16 protein-coding genes are annotated in these 22,399 nt (G+C 72.5%); 7 read left to right on the forward strand and 9 right to left on the reverse strand.

The annotated features are described in order from the left end of the window. The first annotated feature begins 231 nt into the window (after nucleotides 1-231). Nucleotides 232-867 (forward strand): GNAT family N-acetyltransferase, encoded by a 636-nt coding sequence (locus tag PV796_RS10115; RefSeq protein WP_274912612.1) that lies wholly within the window; start codon nucleotides 232-234, stop codon nucleotides 865-867. Here PV796_RS10115 and PV796_RS10120 read toward each other — a convergent pair. Then, on the reverse strand, nucleotides 861-2,114 hold the full coding sequence (locus tag PV796_RS10120) for a GNAT family N-acetyltransferase (protein ID WP_274918956.1): 1,254 nt from the start codon (nucleotides 2,112-2,114) through the stop codon (nucleotides 861-863). The two genes, PV796_RS10115 and PV796_RS10120, sit on opposite strands and share 7 nt — an antisense overlap. Nucleotides 2,115-2,181: 67 nt before the next feature. Then, nucleotides 2,182-3,198 (reverse strand): ArsR/SmtB family transcription factor, encoded by a 1,017-nt coding sequence (locus PV796_RS10125; protein ID WP_274912613.1) that lies wholly within the window; start codon nucleotides 3,196-3,198, stop codon nucleotides 2,182-2,184. Nucleotides 3,199-3,314: 116 nt separating this feature from the next. Between PV796_RS10125 and PV796_RS10130 the strand changes: the two genes are divergently transcribed. After that, complete coding sequence (locus PV796_RS10130; RefSeq protein ID WP_274912614.1) at nucleotides 3,315-4,592, forward strand: MFS transporter; 1,278 nt, start codon at nucleotides 3,315-3,317, stop codon at nucleotides 4,590-4,592. A 43-nt stretch (nucleotides 4,593-4,635) separates the two neighbouring features. On the opposite strand, the gene PV796_RS10135 is transcribed toward PV796_RS10130, so the two are convergent. Further along, nucleotides 4,636-5,721, reverse strand: a complete 1,086-nt coding sequence (locus PV796_RS10135; protein WP_274912615.1) for a methyltransferase domain-containing protein — start codon at nucleotides 5,719-5,721, stop codon at nucleotides 4,636-4,638. A gap of 638 nt (nucleotides 5,722-6,359) precedes the next feature. Here PV796_RS10135 and PV796_RS10145 point away from each other — a divergent pair. After that, nucleotides 6,360-7,199, forward strand: coding sequence for a helix-turn-helix domain-containing protein (locus tag PV796_RS10145; protein WP_274918958.1), 840 nt, complete (start codon nucleotides 6,360-6,362; stop codon nucleotides 7,197-7,199). After that, nucleotides 7,196-7,384 (forward strand): DUF397 domain-containing protein, encoded by a 189-nt coding sequence (locus tag PV796_RS10150; RefSeq protein ID WP_274912616.1) that lies wholly within the window; start codon nucleotides 7,196-7,198, stop codon nucleotides 7,382-7,384. The genes PV796_RS10145 and PV796_RS10150 overlap by 4 nt, the downstream gene beginning before the upstream one ends. A gap of 82 nt (nucleotides 7,385-7,466) precedes the next feature. On the opposite strand, the gene mgtA is transcribed toward PV796_RS10150, so the two are convergent. From mgtA to PV796_RS10180, 6 genes are all read right to left on the reverse strand, one after another. Continuing rightward, nucleotides 7,467-10,211 (reverse strand): magnesium-translocating P-type ATPase, encoded by a 2,745-nt coding sequence (mgtA, locus tag PV796_RS10155; protein ID WP_274912617.1) that lies wholly within the window; start codon nucleotides 10,209-10,211, stop codon nucleotides 7,467-7,469. A gap of 1,014 nt (nucleotides 10,212-11,225) precedes the next feature. Then, on the reverse strand, nucleotides 11,226-12,416 hold the full coding sequence (locus PV796_RS10160; protein ID WP_274912618.1) for an XdhC family protein: 1,191 nt from the start codon (nucleotides 12,414-12,416) through the stop codon (nucleotides 11,226-11,228). Nucleotides 12,417-12,450: 34 nt separating this feature from the next. Next, on the reverse strand, nucleotides 12,451-13,917 hold the full coding sequence (locus PV796_RS10165) for an NCS2 family permease (RefSeq protein WP_274912619.1): 1,467 nt from the start codon (nucleotides 13,915-13,917) through the stop codon (nucleotides 12,451-12,453). Between the two features lie 249 nt (nucleotides 13,918-14,166). Then, complete coding sequence (locus PV796_RS10170; RefSeq protein WP_274912620.1) at nucleotides 14,167-16,557, reverse strand: xanthine dehydrogenase family protein molybdopterin-binding subunit; 2,391 nt, start codon at nucleotides 16,555-16,557, stop codon at nucleotides 14,167-14,169. Nucleotides 16,558-16,561: 4 nt separating this feature from the next. Then, a complete protein-coding gene (locus PV796_RS10175) occupies nucleotides 16,562-17,152 on the reverse strand; it encodes a (2Fe-2S)-binding protein (RefSeq protein ID WP_274912621.1) in 591 nt (196 codons plus the stop codon). Further along, entirely contained in the window at nucleotides 17,152-18,054 is a 903-nt protein-coding gene (locus PV796_RS10180) for an FAD binding domain-containing protein (RefSeq protein ID WP_274912622.1), read from the reverse strand. Before PV796_RS10180 ends, PV796_RS10175 begins: the two co-directional genes overlap by 1 nt. Nucleotides 18,055-18,317: 263 nt before the next feature. Here PV796_RS10180 and PV796_RS10185 point away from each other — a divergent pair, with 263 nt between their 5' ends. The 3 genes from PV796_RS10185 (at nucleotide 18,318) to PV796_RS10195 (ending at nucleotide 22,379) form a co-directional block, all read left to right on the forward strand. Next, complete coding sequence (locus PV796_RS10185) at nucleotides 18,318-20,030, forward strand: PucR family transcriptional regulator (protein WP_274912623.1); 1,713 nt, start codon at nucleotides 18,318-18,320, stop codon at nucleotides 20,028-20,030. Nucleotides 20,031-20,397: 367 nt separating this feature from the next. Beyond that, nucleotides 20,398-21,225: a hypothetical protein gene (locus PV796_RS10190; RefSeq protein WP_274918959.1), complete on the forward strand. Its 828-nt coding sequence runs from the start codon at nucleotides 20,398-20,400 to the stop codon at nucleotides 21,223-21,225. Between the two features lie 278 nt (nucleotides 21,226-21,503). Then, on the forward strand, nucleotides 21,504-22,379 hold the full coding sequence (locus tag PV796_RS10195) for a hypothetical protein (RefSeq protein ID WP_274912624.1): 876 nt from the start codon (nucleotides 21,504-21,506) through the stop codon (nucleotides 22,377-22,379). The last annotated feature ends 20 nt before the right edge of the window (nucleotides 22,380-22,399 follow it).

A 22,399-nucleotide genomic window follows, 5' to 3' on the forward strand; every position in this document is an offset into this window, starting at 1 on the left:
TCCCACCCCCAACGGGAGGTGACGGGCCGGAGGGGCCGGTGTCCCGGACGTCAAGCGAAGCAGTCCGGGACACCGGCCCCGGAGGCCCGTCACCGCACCCGACAGCCCCGCGCAGCGGACAACGCCCGCGCCGCAGGCGCGAACAGCAACCCCCACGGCGGGAGCGCCGACAACGTGCGAGGCCCCCACAATTCGCTTGCTGCGTAGGCGACAGCGCCCCATCATCCCCTCATGATCGACGACCGCGCCCTCGCCCAGAAACCGGTGCTCGAAGGCGACCGGATCCGGCTGGTGCCGCTGGCCGACCGGCACGCGAGCGCCTTCCACGCCACCTTCCAGGACCCGGAGACCAGACGGCTGACGGGGACTCACCATGACTGGACGCTGGAGGAGATCCGGGACTGGGTCGCCGAGTGCGGTACCCGCACCGACCGCCTTGACCTGGCCGTCGAGGACCGGGAGACCGGCGCCTACCTGGGGGATCTGGCGCTGAGCCGGATCGACCGGGACAACGCCCACGGCAGCTTCCGGATCGCCCTGGTCCCGGGGGCCTCCGGCCGCGGGCTGGGGCCGGAGGCGATCCGGTTGCTGCTCAAGTACGCGTTCGACCAAGTGGGCCTGCACCGGGTGGAGTTGGAGGTCTTCGCCTTCAACGAGCGGGCCCGGCGCGGCTACGAGAAGTGCGGGTTCGCCGTGGAGGGCCGGCTGCGCGAGGCGCTGCGCTGGGGCGGGGCCTGGCACGACGTGCTGGTGATGGCCGCGCTGCGGCCGGCCGGCCCGGTGCGGAAGCCACGACGCACCGCGACCCGCGCGGCGGAAGGGACGCCAACGGGGGAAGCAAGCCGAGCGCAGCGCCCCGGTCAGTAGTCCTCCCCCGTGAACGGCAGCCACTCGGTGGCGAGCGCGGCGTCCAGGAGGCGGGCCGCGCCCGCGGTGTGCTCGGTGACCAGCCCCGCCTGAACGAGCCGGCGCACCGGCACCCCGCCGAGGTAGCATGACCCCAACTCCCGTACGTCCAGGGTGAGATCGGCGGCGTCGGTGGTCGGCGTCCAGGTGGTGGGGGCACCGGGCCCGCCGGCGGTCAGCCGGAAGCGGCCGTCGTTGGCGGGGACGGCGGCGTCCCGGACGGCGAGGACGAGGTCCACCGGGGCGGCCCAGGAACGGGCGGTCAGCGCGGCCCCGGCGTCCACCAACCGCAGCCACAGGCAGGGCTCCTGGCGGGTGACCCGCACCTGGTCGCGGTCGGCGGCGAACAGCAGTAGGGGGTCGTCGAGCGGCCGGGCGTAGGCGCGGACGGTGCTGGTCAGGTCGATGCCGACGAGGTAGGACCAGAGCGCGGCGGCGGCCGGCGCCGACTCTGCGGCGAATTCCTGGACGGCGACCGCGCCGGGTCCGTCGTCGCCGGAGCCGCGGGTGCGGTAGAGGGCGTAGCCGCCGGGCGGCCGGCCCGCGTCGCCCAGCACCACCACCCGCAGCGGGCCGTAGTCGTCGTCATCGTCGTCGTCCTCACCGCTTTCCAGGTCGAGGACGTGCCGCCGCCACCAGGTCGCGTCCCGGCTGAACCGGCCCGCGCCGAAGGCGAGTTGCTCCTCGTAGAACGGCCCGAGCTCGGCCGGCGCGTCGGCCGGGGCGAGCAGCCGCAGCGGGCGGGCGTCGGGGGCGATGCGGAGCGCCAGCGGCCGGGTGGCGTCGATGTCGATGCGGTACGCCTCGGTGGCGACGCCGAAGCCGAACCGGCCGTAGATCGCGCTCTCCGAGGCCCAGAGGCAGGCCAGCGGCAGCCCCTCGGCAGCGCACCGCCGCCAGGTCTCGGTCATCATCGCGGAGAGCGCGCCGCGCCGCCGGTGGGTGGGCGCCACGACCACGAAGTCCAGGGCTGCGCACGGCAGTTGGGTGCCGGGGACGGCGAGGCGGAGCCGGTGGGCGGCGGCCATGCCGGCCAGCGTCTCACCGTCGTAGGCGCCGATCCGGTCGGTGTCGCGCAGCACCGCGCGCTGCTGGGCGCGGTCCTTGTCGTCCAGCTTCAGATGGAAGGAGAGCGCGGACAGCTCGACGGCGCGGTCGAGGTCGGCGTCGCCGATGTCACGGATGGTCAGTTCCGTACGGGGGTCCATGGTCACGCGGGGACGCTAACCGGGCGGGCGCACGGCCCTCATCCCGTTTTCCGCGCGGCGGCCGATTTCAGCCCGTTGGCGTCCCCTCGCCGTCCGGCACCAGCAACTCGCCGCGCTCGGTGCGACGGTATACCACCCGTCGCCCGATCCGCGTCCCGACGACCAGCCCGGACTCGCGCAGCACGGCCAGGTGACCGCCGACGGTGCCGAGCGACTGCCCGAGCCGGGCGGCGAGTTCGGTGCTGGTGGCGGGCTGCCGGAGGGCGTCCAGGAGGGTGGCGCGGCCGGTGCCGAGGAGGCGTTCCAGGGCGCGGCCGGGGCCGTCGGCGGCGTGCGCCGGGGCGGCGCCGCGGGCCGGGTAGACCTGGGCGTAGTGGCCGGCGGGTCCCTCGCAGAGCCAGGTGCCGGTGGACAGGCTCACCGGGACGAAGAGCAGGCCGGCATCGCCGATGACGCGGTCGGGGCCGGGGCGGTGGCCGAAGCGGATGGCGTCGGGGCCCTCCCAGGTGCTGTGCCGGCTCATCTGGTCCAGGGCCCCGGGCCAGCCCCGGGTGGCGAGCAGTCCGGCACGGTGTGCGATGTCGCGTTCGAGGTGGGCGCGGCGGCGGGGCCACTCGGGGGCGAGGTGCGCGCTCCACAGGGCGTGCAGCAGGTCGGCGGTGCGGGCGCCCCAGTCGCGCCCGGTGAGCCAGGTCAGGTCGCGGTGGCGGCGGTGGTTGGCGACGTACCGGGGGTGCGGGTGGGCCCGGGAGAGCTCCAGTTCGGCGCGGAAGACCGCGTCGCGGATGGCCCGGACGGCGGCCAACTCGTCGGCGAGGGTGGTGCGCAGGCCGTTCGGCGGCGGGATGGCCACGGAGCGGGGCAGCCAGGTCGTCGCGCCGAGCAGGCCGAGCAGGCCGGCGGCGAACGGGTCGGCGTCGAGGGCGGCGCGGAACGCGGGCAGCCGGCGGGCGTGCCAGTCCGCGAACCAGGCGGCCGGGTGCGGCCGGGACAGTGCGAGCGCCGCGCCGAGGGTCTCGGCGAGCGGCGACAGCGCGAAGCGGGACCGGGAGAGCGCCAGGGGGCTCAGTCGCAGGGCCACCATCCGTCGCCGCCTCCCTCCGCGGGACTGCCCGCCCCCGTCGCCCCGCCCTGCCGTCCGACCTTTCGTCCCCGGCCGAAAGCATAGGTATCCGCGGCCGCCCCCGCAGACTCCGGGCCATGGATTCCCGGCCCACCCCCACTCCCGCGCCCGCCTCACCCCTCGCCCACACGACCTCTTCCCCTCTCGCCTACCCTGCGTTCCGCTGGTTCCTGGCCGGGCAGGCGGTGTCGCTGCTGGGCAGCGCGATGGCCCCGGTGGCGCTGGCGTTCGCGGTGCTGGACGGTTCCGGCGGCCGGCCCGGCGACCTCGGTGCGGTGCTCGCCGCCCGGATGCTGCCGCTGCTGGCGTTCCTCCTGGTGGGCGGCGCCACCGCGGACCGGTTCCGGCGGCGGACGGTGCTGGTGACCGCGAACCTCGGGGCGGCGGCCGCCCAGGGCGCGGTCGCCGGGCTGCTGCTGACCGGCCGCTACGCGCTGCCGGCGGTCGCCGGGCTGGAGGTGCTGGGCGGGACCTGCGCGGCGTTCGCCACCCCGGCGCTGCGCGGACTGCTCCCGGAGCTGGTCGGGGGCGCGGCGCTGCGGCCGGCCAATGCACTGCTGGCCACGGCGCGGAACGTCGCCAAGGTGCTGGGGCCGAGCCTGTCGGGGCTGTTGGTGGCGGTCGTCGGCAGCGGGCCCGCGCTCGCCGGCGACGCGGTGAGCTACGCGGTCGCCGCCGGTTGCCTGCTGCGCCTGCGGGCCGGCGAGGGCCGGCCGGCGCACCGGCCGCGCTCGGTGTGGTCCGAAATCCTCGGTGGCTGGCGGGAGTTCCGGCGGATCCGCTGGCTGGGGCCGCCCACGCTGGCGTTCTTCGTGATCAATCTGGTGCAGACCGGGACCTGGCAGGTCCTGGGGCCGGCGCTGACCGAGCGGACCGCGGGGCGGGCGGTGTGGGGGCTGGTGCTCAGTGCCCGGGGCGTCGGGCTGCTGCTGAGCGGGGTGGTGCTGTACCGGCTGGCGGTCGGCCGGCTGTTGGCGCTGGGGCAGGCGGCGAGTGCGCTGGGGGCGGTGCCGTTGCTGGTGCTGGGCTGGCGACTGGACGCGCCCTGGTTGGTCGCCGGCGGGTTCGCCGCCGGGCTCGGGGTCTGCGTCACCGGCATCGCCTGGGACACCTCGTTGCAGGAGCACGTGCCACCGCACGCCCTGTCCCGGGTCGCCGCGTACGGCGATCTGCTGTCCTACGCGGCCATCCCGGTGGGGCAGTTGTGCGTGGGGCCGCTGGCCCGGGCGTACGGCGGCTTCCGGGTGGCCGCGGCGGCCGGCGCGGTGGCCGCGCTCGCCGCGCTGCTGCCGCTGGCCTCCGGCGCGGTGCGCGACCTCCGGCACGCCCCACCGACGACGGCTGACGACGGCTGACGACGGCCGCGCATGGCAACCACAGGCCGCGGACCCCCATCCGCTAGCGGCGGATCGGTACCGGGCGGTCCGGGGAGTTGAGCCATACACACTCACCGCGCCGGCTCACGGTGAGCCCGAAGCGGTCGAAAGCGGGGCGGCCGTGCCGCTCGTACTCCACCCAGAGCCTTTCGATCTCTTCCCACAGGCTTCGGGGACCGTATTCGATCACGCTGCCCGCACCGTCTGCGATGGCACCGGAACCTCGGCCGTCGATGACCCACGCACGGTGGCCGCGCCCTTCGTCCTTGCCCGACAGGTGCAGCTCGGGCGCACGCCCGTGCGTGTAGACCAGAAACCCCGGTTCCAGCACGCACCGTGTGTCGAGCGTGGTCGGGCTCTTCCAGCCCTGCACCCCAGCGGGCATGGCCGCGGGCCGATGGCTCCGCATCGGCATGAAGTCGGCCCCCGTCACGAACGGTCCCGACGCCGCTCCGTCTTCCTGCCGGGTGAGCTGCACCAGCGCAGCACCGTGAATGGGTGCCACGATCGTGCCGCCGGCAGCACACTGCTCAACCAGCGGATACGGGACGGTTCCCAGCGAGCACGTGACGATGATGCCGCCGTACGGCTCGTTACGAGCCCATCCCCGCGCGCCGTCGGCCCAGATGACCTCCGGGGTTCGTCCGGAACGTCGAAGGGCGGTTCTGGCCCGTGCGGCAATCCCCTGGTCCACCTCGACAGTCGTGACGTTCCCAGCGCCGAAGCGGTGGGCCAGCAGGGCCGCGTTCCAACCGGTACCGGTTCCGATCTCCAACACGCCTCCCGCCGGGGAAGGTTGAAGTCGCTGGAGCATCTTGGCGACCATCGACGGCATGGAGCTGGACGACGTGGGCTCGTGCCCCTCGTTCCTCCCATCGGCGATCTGCGTCACCACGGACTCATCGGAGTAGACGAGATCCCACCATGCTTCGGGGACGTGCCCCTTGTCCACGGGCACACACCTGCCTTCGGTCGCCCGCCAGACGTGATCGGGGACGAAGTTGTGTCGCGGTACGGCTTCGAAGGAGGGCCGCCAATCCGACGCCAGGTGCCCCGCTGCTTCCAGTTGGTCGAGCAAGGCCGCGTGACGAGCCTGCCAGCCGGTCATTCGTCGTCTCCGTCGCCGGGGTGAGGGGCGTCCGGCCCGCTTCCGTCGGGACCGGAAGGCGTCGGGGGGTCCCACGGCTGGTCCGAGGGCTCGCCACAATGCCTGGTGTCGGGTGCCGTTCGCGTGCTCATTGCTCGTTCCTTCCTGTTGGTTGGACCGGGTTGTTCCTCGCCCAGCCGCCGGCTTGACGGATGTGTGACCGGACGAGAAGCTGCTTCGCCATCAACAGGGCCAACTCGCCTACCCGTGGCGCAGGTTCACCTGCGGCGGCCGGTAGCGAGAGGACTCCTCCGACAGGGCAACCGCCCCCAGCAGCCTGGACTTTGCGATGCCTCATCGCCTCACCGCCTTCCGGTGAGGATGCGCGCGCATCTCGATGTTCAGGTCGGTCACTTTGGACATGTCCCCGTGCCGCCGGGCGTGCTCCCGCTGTTGGGCCAGGGCGCCGCACACGTCGCATCCGGGGCGCGGCGCGGGCCAAGGCTCAGGCAATCCGAGGTGGACGGGCGGGGTCAGGCGCCGCTCCGGGGCATCATCGCGGTACACGACCGCTCCTCTCCGTAGCACTACAACTACCGGGAGCTCTCAGCGTGGCCTACAGTCACTGTGTCTTCAACGTTCTAGAAACGGAGGGCACGTTGGTAAACCTGAAGGAGCTGAACCCGGACGCCTCGCCCCAGGCGGCCTTCGGGGCCCGCCTGCGTAGCGCGCGCGAGGCGCGCGGATGGAAACAGGACGAACTCGCCGCGCAGGTCGGTTACTCGGGGCGGCACATCTCGGCGGTCGAAACCGGCCGCAAACCGCCAACTCTGCGGTTTTCGCGGAGCTTAGACGTTGCTTTCGGGTTCGTCGGGACCGCAGAGTCGTTCGAGCGCGCATGGGGGGAGATCCGGCACGGCAGTCTGTTGGAGGGCTTTCCGGAGTACGTCGGGTACGAGGGTCGGGCCGTGGAGATCCGGCTGTACAACATTGGCATCGTCCCCGGCTTGCTGCAGACGCCGGAGTACGCAGTGGTGTTGGCCGACAGCGCCGTACGACGGGGTGCCATCACCACCGAGCAGGCGGATGAGCGCGTCTCGTTCCTGGCGGAGCGACAGGCAGCGCTGGTACGGCCCCGGCCACCCATGGTGTTCGTGACCATGGATGAAAGCTGTATCCGTCGGCCCGTTGGCGGGGCGGACGTCATGGACGCCCAACTGGCACACCTGATTGAGTTCGCCAAGTTGCCGAACACGGTGCTGCAGGTGGCACCGTTCGAGATAGGGGAGCGCCGCACGCTCAATCTGCCCGTCAACGTCTTGACGCTGCCTGACCGGTCCTTGGTCTGCTACGCCGAGTCCCAGGCTCAGGGAAACCTAGACCGAGAGAGCACCTCCGTGATGTCCATGCTGACGGCATACCATCAATTACAGGCCGAAGCGCTGTCGCAGGCGGCGTCTGTGGCCATGATCGAGCAGTTGCGAAAGGGCACCCCGTGATAATCGATTCCCCCCGCTGGTTCAAGTCCTCCTACAGCGACAACGGCGGCGACTGCATCGAGGTTGCCGCCAACGTCCCCGGCATCGTGCCCGTCCGGGACAGCAAGGACCCGCACGGCCCGCAACTCACGCTGACTCGTGAGGCGTTCGCCGGTCTCGTCCGCTTCGTCAAGGCACACGGCTGACGATCTCCAGCCCGCCTCGTGTCCGCGGCGCCTGGCACCGTGGACACGAGGCGCCGTCAATCATCAGCCCGACCGGCCCGGCTCACAGCCACTCGCCGAACCGGCGGACGTACCACCGCTTCACCCCCTGGGTCAGCAGGCAGTACGCGGCCAGCGTCGCGACCAGCCACGGGAAGTAGGCCAGCGGCAGCGCCTGCATGCCGAGCGCCCCGGCCAGCGGCGAGAACGGCAGCCACACGCCGATGCCCATCACCACCGCGGTCATCAGCAGCACCGGCCAGGTGGCGCGGGACTGCACGAACGGGATCCTGCGGGTGCGCAGCATGTGCACGACCAGGGTCTGGGTCAGCAGCCCCTCGATGAACCAGCCGGACTGGAACAGCGCCTGGTGCAGCTCGCTGTTGGCGCCGAAGACGTGCCACATCAGCGCGAAGGTGGTGATGTCGAAGATCGAGCTGGTCGGGCCGAGGACGAGCATGAAGCGGCCGATGCCCTTGGCGTCCCACTTGCGCGGGGTGCGCAGGTAGTCGGCGTCCATCCGGTCCCAGGGCGTGGCCAGTTGGGAGATGTCGTACATCAGGTTCTGCACCAGCAACTGGAGCGCCAGCATCGGCTGGAACGGGATGAACGCGGACGCGACGAGCACCGAGAAGACGTTCCCGAAGTTCGACGAGGCGGTCAGCTTCAGGTACTTGATGGTGTTGCCGAAGGTCAGCCGGCCGCGCAGCACGCCCTGCCCGAGGACGGTGAGGTCCTTCTCCAGCAGGATGATGTCGGCGGACTCCTTGGCGATGTCGACGGCGGTGTCGACGGAGATGCCGACGTCGGCGTCGCGCAGCGCGGCGGCGTCGTTGATGCCGTCGCCGAGGAACCCGACGGTGTGCCCGTCGGCCTGGAGGGCGCGCACGATGCGGGCCTTCTGCACCGGGTTGACCTTGGCGAACAGGGTTGCCGTGCGGGCCCGGTCGAGCAGTTCGAGGTCGTCGAGCCCGTCGACCTCGGCGCCGGTGACGGGCGTGCCGGGGTCGATGCCGACCTGCTCGCAGACCCGGACGGCGACCAGTTCGCTGTCGCCGGTGACGACCTTGACCGCGACGCCGTTGTCGGCGAGCGCCCGCAGCGCCTCGGCCGCGTCCCGCTTCGGCGGGTCGAGGAAGGCGAGGAAGCCGAGCAGGGTCAGCTCCGCCTCGTCGGTGACGGCGTAGCCCTCCCGGTCAGCGGGCAGGGTGCGGGTCGCCACCGCGAGCACCCGCAGGCCCTGCCGGCCGTGCTCCTCGGCGGTGCGCAGCACCGACTCCCGCCGCGCCGCGGTGAGTTCGACCCGCTCGCCGGCGTGCACGACCCGGACACAGCGGTCCAGGACCTCCTCCACGGCGCCCTTGGTGATCAGCAGGTGCGTGTCGGCGGGTCCTTCGAGGTCGTTGCGGCGCAGGACCACCGACATCCGGCGGCGCGCGAAGTCGAAGGGGATCTCGTCGACCAGCGTGAAGCGGGCGTCGACGACAACCTCCTCGGCCTCGTGCATCCGGTCGATGACGGCCTGGTCCATCAGGTTGCGCAGCCCGGTCTGGAAGTGGCTGTTGAGGTAGGCGTGTTCGAGGACCTCGGTGTCGGGCCGGCCGTGCACGTCGAGGTAGCGGTCCAGGACGATCCGGTCCTCGGTGAGAGTGCCGGTCTTGTCGGTGCACAGCACGTCCATGGCGCCGAGGTTCTGGATGGCGTTGAGCTGCTTGACGACGACCTTGCGGCGGGAGAGGGCGACCGCGCCGCGGGCGAGGTTGGTGGTGACGACCATCGGCAGCATCTCGGGGGTGAGGCCGACCGCGACCGCCACCGCGAAGGTGAACGCCTCCGCCCAGTCGCCCTTGGTGAGCCCGTTGATCAGGAACACCACCGGGACCATCACCATCATGAAGCGGATCAGCAGGAAGCTGACCTTCTTGACGCCGGTGTCGAAGCTGGTCTCGGGGCGCTCGCCGACGAGCGCGCCGGCCATCGAGCCGAGGTAGGTGTCATCGCCGGTGGCGATGACGAGGCCGGTGGCGCTGCCGGAGGTGACCGAGGTGCCGGTCAGCACGAGGTTGTCGGCCTCGACCGGGTCGCTGGTGGTGTCCTGGCCGCGGTCGGTGGCCAGCCGGATGTCGGCCTTGGCGACCGGCAGCGACTCGCCGGACAGCGCGGCCTGGCTGACCATCAGGTCCTTGGCGGTCAGCAGCCGCAGGTCGGCCGGGACGAGGTCGCCGGCGGCCAGCTTGACCAGGTCGCCGCTGACCACGTCGGTCATCGGGATCTCGATGGTGGCCGACATCCGACCGCGGCCGGCGCGGCGCTGCACCGCGGTGGTCGTGGTGACCAGGGCGCGCAGCGCGTCGGCCGCGGCGCCGGAGCGGAACTCCTGCCAGAACCGCAGCCCGACGCTGATCAGCACCATCGCGCCGAGGATGGCGATCTTCGGGTCGAACGGCTCGGTGTCGGCGACCTGGAGCCACTGGCCGTACATCACGGCCACCAGCACCACGAGGACGAGGATGAAGGGGTTCCGACACGCCTTGGCCAACTGGACGTACCAGCGCGGCGGGCGCTCCTGGGCGATGGCGTTGGTGCCGTCGCGCTCCAGGCGGGCCACCGCCTCGCGGTGGGTCAGGCCGGCCGAGGTGCTGCCGAGGTCCGCCAGGGCCTGCTCGGCGGGGCGGGCGCTGAACTCGGCCAGCCGGCCTCCGATCCGACGGGTGCGGGCGGCGAGCTCGGCGGCGCGGCGCTCCCGTCGGGCGCGGCGGCCCGGCGGCGCGAGAGCCTCGGGAGTGGGCGGGCTGGTCATCGTGGTCATGGCGAAACCTCCTGGCGCGCACGCGGGCGGGCACGGCTCGGCCACCGCCGGAGGCCCCCCTGAGGCCCCCCGGAGAAAATCCGGGAGGCTGGCGAAAGAAGGCCGGAGGACCGGAAAAGACCGGTGGAAAATCGTCCGGAAGCCGCGACCCCGTGGAGAACACACGGAGAACACACCGGAAAACGCAGAACAATACCCCCGAGGGGAAAGTCCCACGTCCGGCACGGCATCCAGTGGATTCGTCCGCGGAATGGTTTCCGACAGGGCCGAAAGAGCCGGTGCGCACGGGCACTGAGAATGAGGGGAAATTACCGGTGGCAGATATTCATCGGTGAACCGGACCACGCACCGGACCACGCGGGAGAACCGCGGTGGACCGTCGCACGCGGCCGAACGGACCCGACCCGAAGGGGGGCGGAAAGCACCCGGGGTTCACTGGTGACGGCACACAGCGGGATGGAGAAGGAGCCCGGGATTCACGCGGAGAACGGCGCGATCAGCAAAGGGCAGCGCTGCGGCAAGGACTTCCTTCGGGACTCATCCCGATCACCTCCTCGCTCGCGGCGGACATCGCCGGGCGCCCGCCAGAGGAGCGCCCTCGCGCCCCATCCTGCCATAGGTCAACCGACGCCCTCTCGTCCTATCGGCCATTTATTGCCCGTTGACGATGTGAGCTGCGTCGCATTTTGCCCGCTATTCGCACCCTTGGAGTCGTTCGCACACTTCACGCCCTTCGCGCCGTTCCCGTTGTTCGCACGCGTTCCGGCCCCCGGACGCACGTCGGCACGGGCGCGGCCCCCACACTGTGCCGCGCCCGTGCCATGACGGACGTGCGGTCCGACCTCCCGCGGAGCCGGCGGCGTCAGGTCCGCCGGCTCCGTAGGTCTCGTAGCCCCGTAAGTCTGGTAGCCCCGTAGGTCTTGTGGGTCTCGTGCGTCCCCTACGTCCCGCGGGCTTCGTGGTCACCCGCCCCGGTTGTCCAACGGGAGCCGGGCCGGGCCCCGTTGGCGCCCGTCAGGCGACCTCGCCGATCCGGCCCAGGCGCGGGGCGTCGCGGTGGATCGGGGTGTGGGCGCCGGTCAGTGGAGCGCCGGTGCCGCCGCGGCGGTTGGCGACGATCTCGGCGGCGATGGACAGCGCGGTCTCCTCCGGGGTGCGGGCGCCGAGGTCCAGCCCTATGGGCGAGCGCAGCCGGTTCAACTCGATCTCGGTGAGCCCGACTTCGCGCAGCCGCTGGAGGCGGTCGAGGTGGGTGCGGCGGGAGCCCATCGCGCCGACGTAGGCGACCGGCAGCCGCAACGCCCGTTCCAGCAGCGGGACATCGAACTTGGCGTCGTGGGTGAGGACGCAGAGCACCGCGCGGGAGTCCAGCTTCTGGGAGTCGAGGTAGCGGTGCGGCCAGTCGACGACGATCTCGTCCGCGTCCGGGAAGCGGGCCCGGGTGGCGAAGACGGGGCGGGCGTCACAGACCGTGACGCGGTAGCCGAGGAACCTGCCGACCCGGACCAGCGCGGAGGCGAAGTCGATCGCCCCGAAGACCAGCATCCGCGGCGGCGGGACGGACGACTCGACGAGCACCACGACCGGTTGTCCGCACCGCGCGCCCTCGGCGCCGATCTCCAACGTGGCGGTCCGGCCGGCGTCCAGCAGCGCCTGGGCCTCGCCTATGACGGTGTGGTCCAGGGCCGGGTGTCCGCCGAGGCCGCCGGTGTGGCTGCCGTCGGGGCGGACCAGGACGGCGCGGCCGAGGAGTTCGGCCGGGCCGTCGATGATCCGCGCGAGCGCCGCCGCCTCGCTGGAGGCGGCGGCGGTCAACGCGGCGGCGAGCGGTGCGGCGTTGCTGTCCGCCAGGCTCCCCGCGGGGCCGCCGCCGGCGACGGCCGCGGGGGCGCTCGCCCGTACCGGGGTGACGAAGATGTCGATGATCCCGCCGCAGGTCAGGCCCACCGCGAAGGCATCCTCGTCGCTGTAGCCGAAGCGCTCCATGACCGGCCGGCCGGTCTCCAGGGCCTCCCGGCACAGCTCGTAGACCGCCCCCTCCACACAACCGCCGGAGACCGACCCGATCGCCGTGCCGTCGCTGTCGACGGCGAGCGCGGCACCGGGCTGACGGGGGGCGCTGCCGTTGGTGGCCACGACGGTGGCCACGGCGAAGGTGCGTCCCTGCTCCATCCACCGGTTCAACTCTTCGGCGAGGTCCAGCATGTCGGTCTCCTAAGGGACGGGAGCAGGGCGGGCGCTACTTGACGCCCAGCCACTGCTCGATCGGATGGAGCGAGAAGTAGACGAGGAAGACGCCGGTCAGCGCCCACATGAAGGCGCCGATCTCGCGCCACTTGCCCTGGGCCGCCTTGATGGCGGTGTAGGCGATGACGCCGGCGCCGACGCCGGTGGTGATCTGGTACGTGAACGGCATCAGGGTCACGGTAAGGAACACCGGGATCGAGGTCGCCCGGTCGCTCCAGTCCACATGCCCCGCAACACTCATCATCATCGACCCGATGACCACCAGCGCGGCGGCGGCGACCTGGGCCGGCACGAGCTGGGTGAGCGGGGTGAAGAACAGGCAGGCCGCGAAGAGCAGCCCGGTGACGACGGAGGACAGGCCGGTCCGGGCGCCCTCGCCGACGCCGCTGGCCGACTCGATGAAGACGGTCTGGCCCGAGCCGCCGGCCAGGCCGCCGATCGCGCCGCCCGCGCCGTCCACGAACAACGCCTTGGACAGCCCCGGCATCCGGCCCTTGTCGTCGGCCAGTTTGGCCTCGGTGCCGACGCCGATGATGGTCGCCATGGCGTCGAAGAACCCGGCCAGCACCAGGGTGAAGACGATCATGGTGACGCTGAGCACGCCGATGGAGCCCCAGCCGCCGAACTCGACGTGCCCGAAGAGCCCGAAGTCGGGCATCGCGACCGCCTTGCCGCTCAGGGACGGCGGCGTGCCGCCCCAGTCCTTGGCGGTCAGCCCGCCCAACTTGGTGGCGCCGATGGCGACCGCGGAGCCGACGACGATGCCGATCAGGATGGCACCGGGCACCTTGCGGGCCTGGAGCATGAAGATCAGCAGCAGGGTCAGGCAGAAGAACAGCACCGGCCAGCCGACGAGATGGCCGGAGAGGTCGCTGCCGAGGGTGACCGGGCCGCCGGCGCCCTTGCCCACGAAGCCGGCCTTCACCAGGCCGAGCAGGGCGACGAACATCCCGATGCCCATGGTGATCGCGTGCTTCAGGGCGAGCGGGATGGCGTTCATGACCATCTCGCGCAGGCCGGTGACCACCAACAGGCAGATCACCACGCCGTAGACCACGCACATGCCCATCGCCTGCGGCCAGGTCATGTGCGGGACCACCTGGGTGGTCAGTGCGGCGGAGACGTTGAGGCCGGCGGCGAGCGCCAGGGGGACCTTGCCGACGAAGCCCATCAGCAGGGTGCAGACCGCCGCGCCCAGGGCGGTCGCGGTGACCAGGGCGCTGTGGTCGAGGCTGTTCTTGTGGACGTCCTGGACCGACCCCAGGATCACCGGGTTGAGCAGGAGGATGTAGCACATCGCCATGAAGGTGGTGATGCCGCCGCGGGTCTCCCGTGCGAGGGTCGAGCCTCTGTCGGAGATGTGGAAGTACCGGTCGAGCCAGGACCGGCCGGCGGGCTGACGCGCGCCGTCGCCCGCGTCTTCCGCCGTGGTCCTCGGCTCGGTGGACTGCTGGGTCATGGTGCCTAACTCCCAAGGTTCACAGGGGCACTCGCCGGGGGCGAGATTTGGGATGGATATTCGGCTGCACGACCCGGGGGACGGCCCGAGACGAACGGGGTACTGACTGCCCGGAGTTGGCGACAGATCAGCCTGTGGGTGGGGCGGTGAGGCTCCGGACGGTGCGCGGGAGGACGGACAGGACACCCCTTGACGCGCACCGCCCGGAGGGGCGGGGCCTGGGGAGGTGGCCCCAGGCGGCTGACCGCGTTACGTACCCGTCAGGTGCTCGGGACGTACCGGCGTCTTGGTGAGCTCCAACCCGGTCGCGTTCCGGATCGCCGCGAGGACGGCCGGCGTGGACGACAGGGTGGGGGCCTCGCCGATGCCGCGCAGCCCGTACGGGGCGTGCTGGTCGGCGAGTTCGAGGACATCGACCGGGATGGTCGGGGTGTCGAGGATGGTGGGGATGAGGTAGTCGGTGAAGGAGGGGTTGCGCACCTTGGCGGTCTTGGGGTCGACGATGATCTCCTCCATCACGGCCACGCCCAGGCCCTGGGTGGTGCCGCCCTGGATCTGGCCGACGACGGAGAGCGGGTTGAGCGCCTTGCCGACGTCCTGGGCGCAGGCCAGCTCGATGACCTTGACCAGGCCCAGTTCGGTGTCCACCTCGACGACCGCGCGGTGCGCGGCGAAGGAGTACTGGACGTGGCCGAAGCCCTGGCCGGTCTCCAGGTCGAACGCCTCGGTGGGCCGGTGGCGCCACTCCTCCTCGATCTCGACGGTCTCGTCCTCCAGCACGTCGACCAGGTCCGCGAGGACCTCGCCGCCGTCGGTGACGACCTTGCCGCTCTCCAGCAGGAGTTCGGCGGTGGCCCAGGCCGGGTGGTAGGTGCCCATCTTGCGGCGGCCGATCTCCAGGACCTTCTCGCGCACCAGCTCGCAGGCGTGTCTGACGGCGCCGCCGGTGACATAGGTCTGCCGCGACGCGGACGTCGAACCGGCCGATCCCACCTGGGTGTCGGCGGGGTGGATGGTCACCTGGTGGACGCCCAACTCGGTGCGGGCGATCTGCGCGTGGACGGTGACGCCGCCCTGGCCGACCTCCGCCATCGCGGTGTGCACGGTGGCGACCGGCTCGCCGGCGATGACCTCCATCCGCACCTTGGCGGTGGAGTAGTCGTCGAAGCCCTCGGAGAAGCCGACGTTCTTGATGCCGACCGCGTAACCGACGCCGCGGACGACGCCCTCGCCGTGCGTGGTGTTGGACAGGCCGCCGGGCAGTTGACGGACGTCGGCGCCCTCGCTGGACTCCCACTGGCGCTCGGGCGGCATCGGCATCGCCTTGACGCGGCGCAGCAGTTCGGCGACCGGGGCCGGGGAGTCGACCGGCTGGCCGGTCGGCATGATCGTGCCCTGCTCCATGGCGTTGAGCCGGCGGAACTCGACGCGGTCCATGCCCAGTTTGTCGGCCAGCTTGTCCATCTGCGCCTCGTAGGCGAAGCATGCCTGGACCGCGCCGAAGCCGCGCATGGCGCCGCAGGGCGGGTTGTTGGTGTAGAGGGCGATGGCCTCGATGTCGACGTCGTCGATCACGTACGGACCGGCCGACAGGGACGCGGCGTTGCCGACGACCGCCGGGGAGGCCGAGGCGTAGGCGCCGCCGTCCAGGACGATCCGGCACTTCATGTGCGTGAGCTTGCCGTCCTTGGTGGCGCCGTGCTCGTAGAAGAGCTTCGCCGGGTGCCGGTGGACGTGCCCGAAGAACGACTCGAACCGGTTGTAGACGATCTTGACCGGCTTGTTGGTGCGCAGCGCGAGCAGGCACGCGTGGATCTGCATCGAGAGGTCCTCGCGACCGCCGAACGCGCCGCCGACGCCGGAGAGCGTCATCCGCACCTTGTCCTCGGGCAGGCCGAGCACCGGGGCGATCTGCTTGAGGTCGGAGTGCAGCCACTGGGTGGCGACGTACAGGTCGACGCCGCCGTCCTCGTCCGGCACGGCGAGGCCGGACTCCGGACCGAGGAACGCCTGGTCCTGCATGCCGAAGGTGTACTCGCCCTCGACGATCACGTCGGCCCGCTCGGCGGCCGCGGCCGCGTCGCCGCGCAGGATCGGCTGGCGGTGCACGATGTTCGGGTGCGGGACATGGCCGCTGTGGTGGTCGTCGCGGCCCTCGTGGACGAGGATCGCGTCCGGCGCCAGCGCGCTCGACTCGTCGGTGATGACGGGCAGTTCGCGGTACTCGACCTTGATCTTGGCGGCGGCGCGGCGCGCGGTCTCCGGGTGGTCGGCGGCGACCAGGGCGACCGGCTCGCCGTGGTGGCGGACCTTGCCGTGGGCCAGGACCGGGGTGTCCTGGATCTCCAGGCCGTAGTTCTTCACCTCGGTCGGCAGGTCCTCGTAGGTGAGGACCGCGTAGACGCCGGGGGTCGCGAGCGCCTCGCCGGTGTCGATGGAGACGATCTCGGCGTGCGCGACGGTGGAGCGCAGGATCTGGCCCCACAGCATGTCCTCGTGCCACATGTCGGACGAGTAGGCGAACTCACCGGTGACCTTCAGGGTGCCGTCGGGGCGGAGCGTGGACTCACCGATGCCGCCCTGGGTCTGCGAACCCTGGGTGACCTTGGACGGAATGCCGGTGGTGCGTGTGTCTGCCATGGCGTCAGACCCCCTCGGGCTCGGACTGGCGGGCCGCGGCCAGGCGCACCGCGTCCATGATCTTCTCGTAGCCCGTGCAGCGGCACAGGTTGCCCGACAGCGCCTCGCGGATGTCCGCGTCGCTGGGGTTCGGGGTGCGCTCCAGGAGCTCGTCGGAGGCGACCAGCAGGCCCGGCGTGCAGAAGCCGCACTGCACGGCGCCGGCATCGATGAACGCCTGCTGGATCGGGGCGAGTTGAGCGCCCTCGCCGGTCTGCGAGTCGGTGCCCTTGGCGGACCAGCCCTGGGCCTCCTGGAGGGCGGTGCCGCCGGCGCCGCCCTCCTCATGGCCGCCGCAGGCGCGGTTCTTGGCGAAGTCGGCGAGGCCCTCGACGGTGACGACGTCGCGGCCCTCGACCTGTCCGGCGGCCACCAGGCACGAACACACCGGCACCCCGTCGAGGCGGACCGTGCACGAACCGCACTCGCCCTGCTCGCAGGCGTTCTTGGACCCGGGGAGGCCGAGCCGCTCGCGCAGCACGTACAGCAGGGACTCGCCCTCCCACACGTCGTCGGCTTCCTGCTTGCGGCCGTTGACCGTGAAATTGACGCGCATTACGCGACGCCTCCCTTCGTAACGGTTCCCGTGCCCGTGCCGCGGTACGACTCCCAGGCCCAACCGAGCGTGCGGCGGGCCATGATGCCGACCGCGTGACGGCGGTACGAGGCGGTGCCGCGCACGTCGTCGATGGGGTTGCAGGCGGCGGAGCACAGGTCCGCGAACTGCTTGGCGACCGACGGGGTGATCACCTTGCCGTTGTCCCAGAACCCGCCCTCTTCGAGCGCGGCGTTGAGGAACGCCTCGGCCTCCTTGGCCCGGACGGGTGTGGGCGCGGCCGAGCCGATGCCGGTGCGGACGGTGCGGGTCTCGGGGTGCAGCGCGATGCCGAAGGCGCACACCGCGATGACCATGGCGTTGCGGGTGCCGACCTTGGAGAACTGCTGCGGGCCGTCGGCCTTGGGCAGGTGGACGGCGCGGATCAGCTCGTCGGCCTGGAGGGCGTTGCGCTTGACGCCGAGGTAGAACTCGTCGATCGGGATCATGCGCACGCCGCGCCCGGCCGACTCGACCTCGACCTCGCAGCCGGCGGCGAGCAGTGCGGGGTGCGCGTCACCGGCCGGCGAGGCGGTGCCGAGGTTGCCGCCGACGCCGCCGCGGTTGCGGATCTGCGGGGAGGCCACCGTGTGCGAGGCCAGGGCGAGGCCCGGCAGCTCGGCCCGCAGGTGCTCCATGATCGTGGTGTAGGGGACGGAGGCGCCCAGGCGTACGGTCTTCTCCCCGACCTCCCACTCGTCCAGGTCGCCGATCCGGTTCAGGTCGAGCAGGTACTCGGGGCGGCGGTGGTCGAAGTTGATCTCGACCATCACGTCCGTACCACCCGCGATGGGCACAGCGGTCGGGTGCTCTGCCTTGACGGCGAGCGCCTCCTCCCAACTGGCGGGGCGAAGGAAGTCCATCGTTGGCCTCTTCTGAGAAATTTGGGTCGTCCGCTGCTCATGGTCGGGACCTCGGGCCCTCGTCGCCAGTGAGCCGTTCATGACGCGTTAACGCGGTTGGGGTTAGTGAACGCGCCGCACACCCACCCGGTGCAGTCACCGAAACCATGAAGCGGTTGGCTGGCCACGGCGCCCGTCTTGTAGATTCGAACGAAAGACGAGGGATCAAAACCTCGCGGCATTCCACCGGCAACACGAGACAGCACAGAACGGCGGGCGAGGTCATGCGGCTCCGCGCACTCCTGGACACACACTCTCTGGGCCTCACGCTACTCGGGGGCGACGAGGAGCTGGACCGCACCGTCCGTGGCGTGATGACCACCGACCTGCGGGACCCCAGCCGGTACCTCTCCGGCGGTGAGCTGGTGCTCACCGGGCTGGCCTGGCGCCGGGAACCGGAGGACGCCGAGCGGTTCGTCCGCATCCTGGCGACCGCGGGGGTCGCCGGGCTCGCGGCCGGCGAGGCGGAGCTGGGCGCCATCCCCGACGACCTGGTGCAGGCGTGCGCCCGGCACCGGCTGCCGCTGTTCTCGGTCGACGAGAAGGTGTCGTTCGCCTCGATCACCGAGCACGTCGTCCGGCAGGTCTCCAGCGAGCGGGCCGGCGATCTGGCCGCCGTGGTGGACCGGCACCGGCGGCTGATGACCTCCGGGCCGGCCGGCGGCGGCCCCGAGGTGGTGCTGGACCTGCTCGGCTCCGACCTGGACCTGCGGGCCTGGGTGCTCTCCCCCACCGGCCGGCAGATCGCCGGCTCCACCCTGGCCGGCGCCGGTCCCGAGCTGCCCGCTCCGCTTGCCGCCCGGCTGGCCGGCGAGCACCTGGCGGCCGCCCGCAGCGGCCGCCGCGGCCCGCACCGGATCACGCTCCGGGGCACCGGCGCGCACCCGCTCGACGAGGGGCTGCCGGGCGACGGGGCGGGCGCGACCTACTCGCTCTTCCCGATCCGTCACGGGAGCCGTGACCTGCGGCAGACGCTGCTGAGCGACTGGCTGTTGGCCGTCGAGGCGGACGCCGGTGACTGGTCCGAGGAGCGCCTGGACCTGCTGCACGGCGTCACGCAGTTGATCGCCGTCGAGCGGGACCGCCGGGACGCCGCCCGCACGGTCCGCCGGCGGCTGGCCCAGGAGGTCCTGGAGCTGGTCCAGACCGGCGCGCCGCCGGCCGAGATCGCCGCCCGACTGCGGGTGGCCGCCCCGGTCCTGCTGCCCGGGCTGGGCGCCGCCCCGCACTGGCAGATCGTGGTGGCCCGGGTCGAGTGGGAGGGCGGCGACGTGCCCGGCGGCCCGGTGGCGCAGAGCCTGCTGGAGGAGGTGCTGGTCGCCCCCGGCACGTCCGGCCCGGAGCCCGCGGACCGGATCGCGGTGGCGCACACCGGCGACGAGGCGGTGGCGCTGGTGCCGCTGCCGGCCGTCCCGGAGGACGCCGCCGACACCGCGACGGACGGCCTGCGCGCCGACCAACTGCTGCGCGTCATCCGGGAACCGCTCGCCCGCGGCCTGGCCGACGACGGCCGACTGACCGTCGGCGTCAGCGCCTCGGTGCACTCCGCCGAGGGGCTGCGCGGCGCCCTGGAGGAGGCCCGGCACGCCCGCCGGGTCGCCGCCGCCCGCCCCGGCCGGGTCTGCGCCGCCGGCCACGAGGAACTCGCCTCGCACGTCCTGCTGTTGCCGTTCGTCCCGGACGACGTCCGCCGGGCCTTCACCGCCCGGCTCCTGGACCCGCTGCGCGACTACGACCGCCGCCACCGCGCCGAGTTGATCCCCACCCTGGAGGCGTTCCTCGACTGCGACGGCTCCTGGACCCGCTGCGCCACCCGCCTCCACCTGCACGTCAACACCCTCCGCTACCGCGTGGGCCGGATCGAGCAACTGACGGGCCGCGACCTCTCGCGCCTGGAGGACAAGCTGGACTTCTTCCTGGCGCTCCGGATGAGCTGACGGGCCCTCAACGCGCCGCGCAGGACGGCCGGTTCACCGGTCGCGCCCGCCGGCCGCGGGCGGCCGCCGCGGGGCCTGCGCCGTCCGAGGTACCACGATCGGGCGAAGTCGGGTCAACGCCCTTGGTGCGCAGGGCGAGCGGCCCGCCCCGCAGCGCCGCCGAACCGCCGGTTACCAGCCACGCGAGCCGCCCCACCCGATTGTGAAATCTTTCACCCACCCCCTTGGCCCGGTGCCGGGATTCGTGCTGTGATGCGCCCCACAGCATCCTGAATTCCCGCTCAATGGCGCTCGGGGAGGCACTGTGGCGGACACCGCCATGCCCGGATCCGCGGATCCGGCGGATTCCATGAGTCCCGCGGATCGGATGGCGGTCCCGGCTCCACGCCCGGGCGCCGCGCCGGTGCCGGGCGGTGCCCCAGGGGACGATGATCCGCTCAGCCGCGCCGTGTGGCGGCTGCGCTCCCGCGGCTGCTGGCTCGACGCCGCCGCCCTCCTGGCGCCGCACGCCGCCCGACAGGCCCCCGCCGCGCTGCACCGCGCCGCGCTCTTGGTGGAACGCTGCATGTTCACCGCCGCCGGCTGGGCCGAGGCGGAGGACGCGCTGCGCACCGCGGAGGCGCTGGCCGGCGACGACGACGAACGCGGCGCAGCGGCCTGCGAACGCGGCCAACTCGCCTACAGCTCCACGGTGTTGGGCGTCCGCGACCGGGTCGACGAGGCGCGCTCCGCGCTGGGCCGGGCCGCCGCGCTGCTCGCCCCGGGCACGCCGGGCCGTCCGCTGCTGGACTACCGGCGCGGCCTGATGGCCGAGCACCTCGCCGACAGCCCGGACGCCGCCCGCGCCGCCTACCGCCGCGCGCATGCCGGTGCCGTCGCCCACGGCGACCGCCTGCTGCTCTCCTTCACCTGGCGCCACCTGGCCGGACTGGCGCTGCGCGACGGGGAGTTGGCGGAGGCCCGGCACGGTTTCGCGGAGTCCCTGCGGATCCGCGAGGAGTTGGGGTTCCTGGTCGGTACCGCACCGGCGCTGGCCGCGCTGGCGGAGGCCGTCCCCGAGGACGAGGCGGCCCGGCTGCGCACGGAGGCCGCCCGGCTGTTCCGCCTCATGGGCGGCGTGCCCACCTGGCTCGCCGGCCAGCTCCCGCAGCCCCCGCCGGAGGAGCCAGCGGAGGTCGGGGAGCCCGCCGGGTAGTCGTCGCGCCGGCGCCGGCCGAAGGCGCCTCCCCGGCCGTCAACCACCCGACATCGGCCATGCCGCGCCCCGCGCCGATTGGCCGGAATGCGTCCCCGCCGGTCGCGGATCGGCCGGGCCGCGGTGGCTGTCGCCGCCGCACCGGCCGCCGACCGGGCAGTAGCGCGACGCCCCACGGACCACGAGAATGGCCACAAGTCGCACTGCGACGGGGCGGCGCGGCCTGGATGCTGGTCCGGGTCCAGCTCCCTCTGGCAGCGCCTTTCAGGAGGCCCACCGTGGCAGGAGTCACCCCCACGAGCTCCGGAACCGACTGGGGCAAGGCACATTTCGAGTCGATCTACAACTGCCCTGATCCGCGCCGCTACTTCGACACGCTCCACCCGCTCGCGTACCAGATCCCGCACCACGGCCAGGCGGTGTTCCGCGCCCTGGCCGACGCCCTACGGCGCCGCCGCGGCGACCGCCCACCGCTACGCGTCGTCGACCTCTGCTGCTCCTACGGGATCAACCCGGCCCTGCTCAACCACCGGGTCACCCTCGACGACCTCTACCACCACTACGTCACCACCGACCCGCACGCCCTCAAAGGCGACTCCCTGGCCCGCGCGGACCGGGCCTACTACGCCGCCCGTCGACTGCCCGGCGCGGCCCGGGTGACCGGCATCGACGCCGCGGACCGCGCGGTCGGCTACGCGGTGGCCGCCGGCCTGCTCGACCACGGCTTCGCGGAGAACCTGGAGCTCGACGCCGCAAGTCCCGCGCTGCACCAGGCGCTGGCCGGCACCGACCTGGTCACCGTCACCGGCGGCGTCGGCTACATCACCGCCCGCACCTTCGCCCGGCTCTTCGACTGCCTCGCCGAGCCGCCCTGGGTCGCCGCGTTCGTGCTGCGCACGGTGTCGTACCGGCCGATCTCCGCGCTGCTGGCCCGGGCCGGACTGGTGACCGAGCGGGTCACCACGCGCACGTTCCGCCAGCGCCGGTTCGCCGACGAGGCCGAGCGCCGGGCGGCGTTCGAGGCGCTGGCGGCCCGCGGGCTGCCCACCGGCGGCAAGGAGGCCGACGGCTTCTACCACGCCGAGTTGTACGTCTCCCGGCCCGCCGCCGACGTCACGGCGCTGCCCCTGGCGGAGTTGCTGCCCGCCTTCTGACGCCGGCCCTCACCACCCGG

This window comes from Streptomyces sp. WZ-12 (assembly GCF_028898845.1).
GTDB lineage: Bacteria > Actinomycetota > Actinomycetes > Streptomycetales > Streptomycetaceae > Streptomyces.